At 41.9% G+C, this 7,135-nt stretch carries 8 protein-coding genes and 1 pseudogene; 8 read left to right on the forward strand and 1 reads right to left on the reverse strand.

Annotation, left to right across the window (positions count from 1 at the left end; genetic code table 11):
* The 8 genes and pseudogenes from AB1L08_RS20885 to AB1L08_RS20920 all read left to right on the forward strand — a co-directional run.
* A partial coding sequence (locus tag AB1L08_RS20885; RefSeq protein WP_413066542.1) for an RNA-guided endonuclease InsQ/TnpB family protein occupies positions 1 to 720 on the forward strand: 720 nt, incomplete at its 5' end.
* 61 nt (positions 721 to 781) lie between these two features.
* Positions 782 to 1,126: a tetratricopeptide repeat protein gene (locus tag AB1L08_RS20890; RefSeq protein WP_413066543.1), complete on the forward strand. Its 345-nt coding sequence runs from the start codon at positions 782 to 784 to the stop codon at positions 1,124 to 1,126.
* Positions 1,127 to 1,406: 280 nt separating this feature from the next.
* Positions 1,407 to 2,123 (forward strand): ABC transporter ATP-binding protein, encoded by a 717-nt coding sequence (locus tag AB1L08_RS20895; protein ID WP_413066544.1) that lies wholly within the window; start codon positions 1,407 to 1,409, stop codon positions 2,121 to 2,123.
* The gene (locus tag AB1L08_RS20900; RefSeq protein ID WP_413066545.1) at positions 2,120 to 2,947 is read left to right on the forward strand and encodes an ABC transporter permease; all 828 of its coding nucleotides are present in this window, start codon (positions 2,120 to 2,122) and stop codon (positions 2,945 to 2,947) included. Before AB1L08_RS20895 ends, AB1L08_RS20900 begins: the two co-directional genes overlap by 4 nt.
* A gap of 12 nt (positions 2,948 to 2,959) precedes the next feature.
* Positions 2,960 to 3,724, forward strand: a complete 765-nt coding sequence (locus AB1L08_RS20905) for an ABC transporter permease (protein ID WP_413066546.1) — start codon at positions 2,960 to 2,962, stop codon at positions 3,722 to 3,724.
* Between the two features lie 7 nt (positions 3,725 to 3,731).
* Entirely contained in the window at positions 3,732 to 4,412 is a 681-nt protein-coding gene (locus tag AB1L08_RS20910; RefSeq protein ID WP_413066547.1) for a response regulator transcription factor, read from the forward strand.
* Positions 4,397 to 5,842: a sensor histidine kinase gene (locus AB1L08_RS20915; RefSeq protein ID WP_413066548.1), complete on the forward strand. Its 1,446-nt coding sequence runs from the start codon at positions 4,397 to 4,399 to the stop codon at positions 5,840 to 5,842. Before AB1L08_RS20910 ends, AB1L08_RS20915 begins: the two co-directional genes overlap by 16 nt.
* Before the next feature lie 21 nt (positions 5,843 to 5,863).
* Positions 5,864 to 6,245, forward strand: a pseudogene (locus tag AB1L08_RS20920) (VOC family protein).
* 140 nt (positions 6,246 to 6,385) lie between these two features.
* Here AB1L08_RS20920 and AB1L08_RS20925 read toward each other — a convergent pair.
* Complete coding sequence (locus tag AB1L08_RS20925; RefSeq protein WP_413066549.1) at positions 6,386 to 6,688, reverse strand: Uma2 family endonuclease; 303 nt, start codon at positions 6,686 to 6,688, stop codon at positions 6,386 to 6,388.
* Positions 6,689 to 7,135 lie beyond the last annotated feature (447 nt).

The following is a 7,135-nucleotide window of genomic DNA, read 5'->3' on the forward strand; positions in this document are numbered from 1 at the left end:
GATGTATCAACCAAAAATAATAGTAAGAAATTCATGTCTATTGATCTAGGGATTGCCAATGCTATAACCTGTTATGATTACCTAGGAAAATCACATATTATTTCAGGGAGACAATGGCTTTCTGTTGAGCGATACTTTCATAAGAAAATAGCACACTATCAAGCTATTTCTGACGTTCAACAGTCAGCAAAAGGAATCAAGTATCCTAAGAAGTCTAAGAGAGTTCTGCATCTATATAAGAAAAAGAAATCCCAAACCTTTCATATTCTCCATTGTATGACAAAGAAAGTAATTGACCTCGCTGTGCAACAAGGTGTTGAAACCATTGTCATTGGAGACATAACAGGGATTCGTGAAGGCAATCATCTCGGAAAAACCACAAATCAAAAATTCCATGCATTACCCTACCGTAAAATAATAAAAATGATTACTTATAAAGCAGAAGAAAAAGGAATTTCGATTCAAAAGGTGACAGAAGAATACACTTCACAAACTTGCTCATTTTGTAAGCCAGAACCTTCAAAAGAACACGCACTCAAAGCAAACCGTAAACACAGGGGTCTGTATGTTTGCAGAGATTGTAAAACGGTTATCAATGCTGATCTGAATGGTGCAATTAATATCAGCAAAAAGTATCTGAAAGAGCTAAATGCTCAATCAGTAGTGGTGTTGGACACGCCAACAGTGTATACGTTTAACGGACATCAGTTCGTTGCGTAGAACTGGAAGCTCGCCATTTTAATGGCGATGTAGTTCACAAGTCGAACTTTATAATGCAGGCTTGAAGGATCCTGTTTATTTTGAAAAAAGAATTCATTATTGCCGTGAGTTTTGCAAGTATTTTCCTGAAGAAGAGGAACTCATCATTCATAATATGCGTCGCGCCATTGCAGAATCTTACGCCAAGTTGGATCAATTCGAGGAAGCTGAGCGTGAGTTTGAGAAGTTGGTACAGGATTTTCCGGGTAATCCCTGGGGCTATATCGGCTGGGGAGACCTGTTCTTTGATGAACTGAAGGATTTTGATAAAGCGCGGGAGTTATATGAAAAGGCGCTTGCAATTGCCGATGAATATGAAATTTTGGCAGTGAAGGAGAGACTTGAGGAGCTAAAAGAAGAGAGATAACCACGATGTTGTTTATCCTTAAAGATTAACAACCGGGAATGATAGGCATGCTTGAGCCTTTTTCTCTTTCCTGCTGTATTTTTAACCTGGATAGATAAAAGAAGTGAATGCCATTCTGGGGCTTTGAGTCAGAGCTGCGCTTCACATTCATTAAAAGGAGAAAACATAGGTTGTTTTTCTCCTTTTATTTTTTTCATTTGCGGCCAATCCGACACTTTGTATCAAAGCTTTATAAACTCTTTATATTTGTATCCTATAGTTACCTATAGGAGGGATGATCATGAAAAACAATGTGTTGGAGTGCAGGAATGTTTCCAAAAGGATCAGAGGGAAGGATTTGGTCAAAGATGTTTCTTTTGAAGTGGAAAAAGGCATGATTTGCGGGCTGCTTGGGCCGAATGGGGCCGGCAAAACAACGCTCATCCGCATGTTAACAGGTCTGATTCGTCCGTCTAAAGGGGAGATCTTCATTGAACATCATAGTGTTGTCCATCAGCGTGAGCTGGCACTGGAACATGTCGGTGCGATTGTGGAATCTCCTATCTTTTTTCCATATATGACAGGCAGGGATAATTTAAGCAATTTGGCGAGATTGCATCGCATGCACTCAAAAGCCGCAGTCGATCAAAAGGTGCAGGAGGTGCTGTACATTGTCGGGCTGGAAAATCGGGCCGATGAAAAAGTGCGGACGTATTCGTTGGGGATGAAGCAGCGGCTCGGCATTGCGCAATCGCTGCTCGGGGATCCTGAATTGCTTATTCTGGATGAACCGGCCAATGGGCTCGATCCGATCGGAATGCGGGAATTGCGGGGGCTGATTCTTACATTGAAAAAGAAGTACGGCAAAACGATTCTTATTTCAAGCCACCTTCTCGATGAAATCCAAAAAGTTTCCGATCAAATTGTTATGATCCGCGAAGGGGAATTGGTTTGGAAAGGCATGCTCGGTCACGGGCAAGATTTGGAAACACTGTTTATCGAGATGATGGAAACATGAAAACAGTCATGGCAGTGGAATGGAGCAAATTATGGAAAAGAAAGATGTCGTGGCTCCTGTTTGCCATGATTCCCATCATGGCGTATGCTTCGGCAGTCTTTTGCCAAAAACAAAATCGAGTGCTCACTGCCGATGTCCCTCACTATACAGTGACGGGGAATTTCCCTGTTCTGGGACTTTCGGAAATGTTAATGACAGTTTTTAATCTGATAGCCATTGTGATCGCTGCGTTGATCGTCACGGAGGAGTATCGATCAGGAGCCTTAAGAATGGTATTGACCCGGACGAAGTCTTTTCAGCAGGTTGTTGCGGCCAAGTTTTTTGTATTGGCAAGCTATCTTTTTCTTTATTTGGCAGTCTATTTTCTTGTTTGTTACGGGATGGGGTTTGCCTTGTTTTCCAACCCGGAAACCTATCCGCAATTTTATCACCAGGATCGTGTTACATTATTCGAAGGGTTCATCTATAACAGTAAATTTTACGGGCTGGCGTTTCTTACGTTAGTTTCCATAAGCAGTGTGATCTTTTTTATTGCGGTCATTTCTCATACGATGACAACGGCGCTCGGCACAAGTGTCGGATATTTACTTATTTGTTTTGCCTATCCAAATGTGATTCAGCTGTTCCGGACGGTCGCAGGGGATAAGACGATACTGAACATATTTTTTACGTCCATTCCGATGATTCAATGGGAAGGCATTACAATGATGCTTGCAGAAACACCGCAATATGCAGAATGGATGATAGGTGTTCTCACAGGGTATTTCGTATTATTTCAATTTTTGCTCCTCATGGTGACAAGGAAAAAAGATATTTTTATATAAAGGGTGGTTCAGGTGACACAATTGTTGGCAAGCGAATATGAGCGTGTATTTAAAAGGAAAAAAACGATCGTTGGGATCCTCATTTATTGTTTTGCTTTGGCATTTGAATGTTTCTTTTTATATCAGATGGATGTCAGTTTTTATGATCCGGAACAGGCGGTACCATTAAATTCCATCAATAGTGCGCCGTTTTTCCTGCGGGAGCTGGGGGTTTTTCTTCACTTTATTTTGATTCCGATGTTTGTGGTCGACAGTTTTAATGGGGAATACTCATCGGGTGCGTTACGGCTTGTTCTCATTCGGCCGCAAAAAAGAGTGAACGTGCTGCTGGCAAAATGGATTGTTCAGGCAAGCATTTTTTTCATGATCATGATATTTACGTGGCTTGTTGGCACCATATTTGGAAGGATGTTGATGCCGCATGCGGAGGAAACGAGCTTTTATCAAACAGAGTCGATGGATGCTGTTGGCGGGCTGCTTTACACATTGAAGTTTTATGCGATTGCGTTTTTGATTGTCGTTGCGGTCATTGGCCTATGCAGTTTGATCAGCATGATCATGCCGAATCCGATTTTGGCGTATGCCGGAACAGTTGTTGTCCTCGTTGGCGGGATCTATATACATGATGTATTCGATTATTTGTTTGTCCCCTCGGATTCGATTTTCGCCGTGCTCGGGGAATTTCAGGCATCGTTTTATGTCAGTCTATTTCTAATTATTGCGGCAAGTTGTATGATGAATATGGGCATTTGGAAAAAGAAACAGTGGATGGGATGAGCAATCAATGACAAAAGTGTTAATCGTCGATGATGAACAGGATATTGTTTCGTTCATGAAGGATTCTCTTCAAGATCACGGATATGAGGTCTTGACCGCATACAATAGCGAGAAGGCGCTGCAGCTCCTTGCAAGGGAACCGGAACTCATTATTCTCGATGTGATGATGCCCGGAATGGACGGATTTGAACTCTGTGAAATGATCCGTGAACATATCGACTGTCCAATTATTTTTTTAAGCGCCAGAGGCAGCGTAGAAGACCGGATTAAAGGCTTAATGGTCGGCGGTGATGATTATTTGGTCAAACCTTTTAGCATGAGGGAGTTGCATGCACGCATCATGGCGCATTTGCGGCACGAACAAAGGAGAGCGAAGAAGCCGGCAAAACAATTGTATTTCGGGCATCTTATGATCGATTTGGACGGCTATGCCGTCTTTTATCAAAATAAACAAATCGCTTTTACGACGAAGGAATTTGAATTGATCAAATTTCTGGCGCTTCATGCAGGGCAAGTTTTTTCCCGCGAGCAGATCTATGAAAAAATCTGGGGGTATGATGCGGAGGGAGATGCTTCAACTGTTACCGAGCATATTAAAAAAATTCGCGCCAAACTGGCGGACTTTAATACAGATTCCTCTTATATCGCAACCGTATGGGGAGTAGGGTATAAATGGGAAAAGCAGTGAGACCCATCCGCAAGCAAGTCATTGCTTCTTTTTACAAAATATTATTTTTCAGTATGGCCGCAACGATTGTAACATGGGGAATCGTGCTTGCTGCTTTTGTCTTTTACTCTAATCAAATGAATCCGGCGAATTATTACGAAAGCCAGATTCCAAACATTATGAAATATGTGGAACAGCAGAAAGAACAACTGTTGTCAAAAGGAGCGAAGCAGGCATTGGAGCAGCGGATTCCGCTGGAAGGAATGGATTATCAAGTGTTGGACAAACACGGGAACCTGCTGTACGGTTCGACATCTGCAGCCTATATTAACAATGAAAAAGAGTTGCTTGACAGCTTAAACGACAATTTGTATATGCGAAACAATATTATTCGCTTTTTCCCGTTGTTTGACAAAGATGGCGGCTTTATTGGAGCGATCGGTTTTCGTTATAAACTGACGCTCGCCTCTGCGAACCCCGGTGCAAGAGGCATCATCCTGTTAGTTGGTTTTCTCTCTCTTATTTGTCCATTTGTGTACTTTTATTTCTTCTCTTATTTGATCGGGAAGAGATTGAGCAAACAAATGGAGAAGCCGTTTCACTCTTTAATGGAAGGTGTGCAGAAAATCCGAAATCACGATTTGGATTTTCAACTGGCCGAGTTTAAGACCGTGACGGAATTGCAGCAATTAATCGGTGCTTTTGAAGACATGCGAAAAGCATTGAAGAAATCGCTTTTGCGCCAGTGGGAAATAGAAGAGGAGCGCAAGGAGATGGTGGCGGCGATTGCCCATGACTTACGTACACCGCTTACGATCATTCATGGTCATGTGGAAGGATTATTGGAGGGTGGGGCCAGGGATCCGGAACGACTTGAACGTTATTTGCAAACGATTTTCACGAGTACAGAGCGCGCCGTTCGCTTAATGGATCAGCTTAATACAGTATCAATTGTGGATCATCCGACGTTTGCAATGGAGCCCCGGTACGTGAATATGACGGATTTTATTGAAGACAAGACGAATGAATACCGTCTTCTTTGTGATCAAAAAAAAATTTCCTTTCAATCGTCTGCTCATTTTGACCGATCCGATCAAATGATGCAGATCGACCCCCATCGGATTTCCCAAGTATTGGACAATGTGATGACAAACAGTATCCGTTACTGTCCACAGTATGGAGAAATTGCCTGGAAAACAACGGTCAATCAGGAAACGATTATATTTGAAATCACGGATAACGGACCGGGATTCCAGCAAAAGAATGCTGATCGGTTGTTTACAAAATTTTATCGGGAAGACGAGTCAAGAACAGGCACAGACGGCAATTTTGGTCTCGGTTTGTATATTGCCCACACCATTGCGAAAAAACATAACGGTTCCATCTTGATGAAAAATCGCCCGGAAGGCGGCGCGTATACGAAAGTAATCATGCGTGAATTGAATCAGTGAAAAGCAGAGGGAGGAAAAAATATGAAAATCATTGTTACCAGTATATTTGTACAAGATCAGGACAAGGCACTGGAGTTTTATTCAGAAATCCTGGGCTTTGTAAAAAAGCATGACGTTCCCGCAGGAGAATTTAGGTGGATCACGCTTGTTTCTCCCGACGATCAAGAAGGTACCGAGCTTTTGCTTGAACCGAATAACCATCCAGCCGCCAAAGAGTATCAAAAAAAGATATATGCCGAAGGCATCCCAGCAACAATGTTTGGGGTTAATGAAGCATGGAATGAAGTTTACGATGGAACCGACAGAAATGGGGGAAGTCACAATAGCTGTCTTCGACGATACATGCGGCAATCTTATTCAGATAGCTCAGCGGAACATGACGAAAAAGAACGCATACAAATAAGCTGATGAGTTTGCATATGTAACTCATCAGCTTACATTTTAAAATCCATCTAATGTTATATCCAGGTTTATGCTTGAAGCGGCCTTATTGCAGTCGACCGCAGCAATTATCAATGAAGAGGCAGATCCAGCTCCGGTTTACTAATCCTCTAAATTTGGAATTTTGCTCATCATTTCTGCCATGGTAAAGGATAGGCAAAGGATATTGGGAGAGGCTACAGGTTCTTCTTCCTGAAAAATATTAGCAATCTCGTAGTGCTTTCCTTGCAGGACATAGGCTTCTAAAATCCCCGTTCTCGGCTCTACAATCCAATATTCAGGAATCTGATAGATGGCATAGGTTTTTAATTTGTCCATTTTGTCCCGCTTTATTGTCGAGGAGGATAAGATTTCGACGACAAGATCTGGAGCCCCCTCAATCCCATGTTTCTTGATAATATTCATACGCTGACGGTGCACAAGGATTAAATCAGGTTGCCTTACTTAATATGACGTCAAGAGGTGCATATAAAATCAGATACTCCGACTCACAGCTTCTGGCGATCACTTTTTGCATTTCAAAGCTCAGCATCTGATGGGGAACAGATTCAGGGCTCATTAACTCCAGTTGACCGTTCACTAATTCATATCGAAGTCCATCATCTATGGAAGCGTAATCCTCATACGTAAGATCACTCTCTTTTAGGATTGTGCGGTCAGAATCCTCCGCATTTCAATGGGGAGATGAATGACCGCCTTCTTTGTACTATTTGAATGACTATATGTATATACTGAAAATGTCATTCCTATTGATTATAAACAAACAGCATTATACACTATATGTATGAAAAACAAACCAAATCTTAAACACGCTAGAACTTGTGTATATAACGTGAACTATCACATTGTATG

Source organism: Siminovitchia jepli, from assembly GCF_047228825.1.
Classification (GTDB): Bacteria; Bacillota; Bacilli; order Bacillales; family Bacillaceae_C; genus Siminovitchia.

Bases quoted from the DNA above. Each gene is read 5' to 3' on its own strand.
- AB1L08_RS20910 (WP_413066547.1), top strand. From the start codon at position 3,732: ATGACAAAAGTGTTAATCGTCGATGATGAACAGGATATTGTTTCGTTC.
- AB1L08_RS20915 (WP_413066548.1), top strand. From the start codon at position 4,397: ATGGGAAAAGCAGTGAGACCCATCCGCAAGCAAGTCATTGCTTCTTTT.
- AB1L08_RS20925 (WP_413066549.1), bottom strand. From the start codon at position 6,688: ATGAATATTATCAAGAAACATGGGATTGAGGGGGCTCCAGATCTTGTC.
- AB1L08_RS20895 (WP_413066544.1), top strand. From the start codon at position 1,407: ATGAAAAACAATGTGTTGGAGTGCAGGAATGTTTCCAAAAGGATCAGA.
- AB1L08_RS20900 (WP_413066545.1), top strand. From the start codon at position 2,120: ATGAAAACAGTCATGGCAGTGGAATGGAGCAAATTATGGAAAAGAAAG.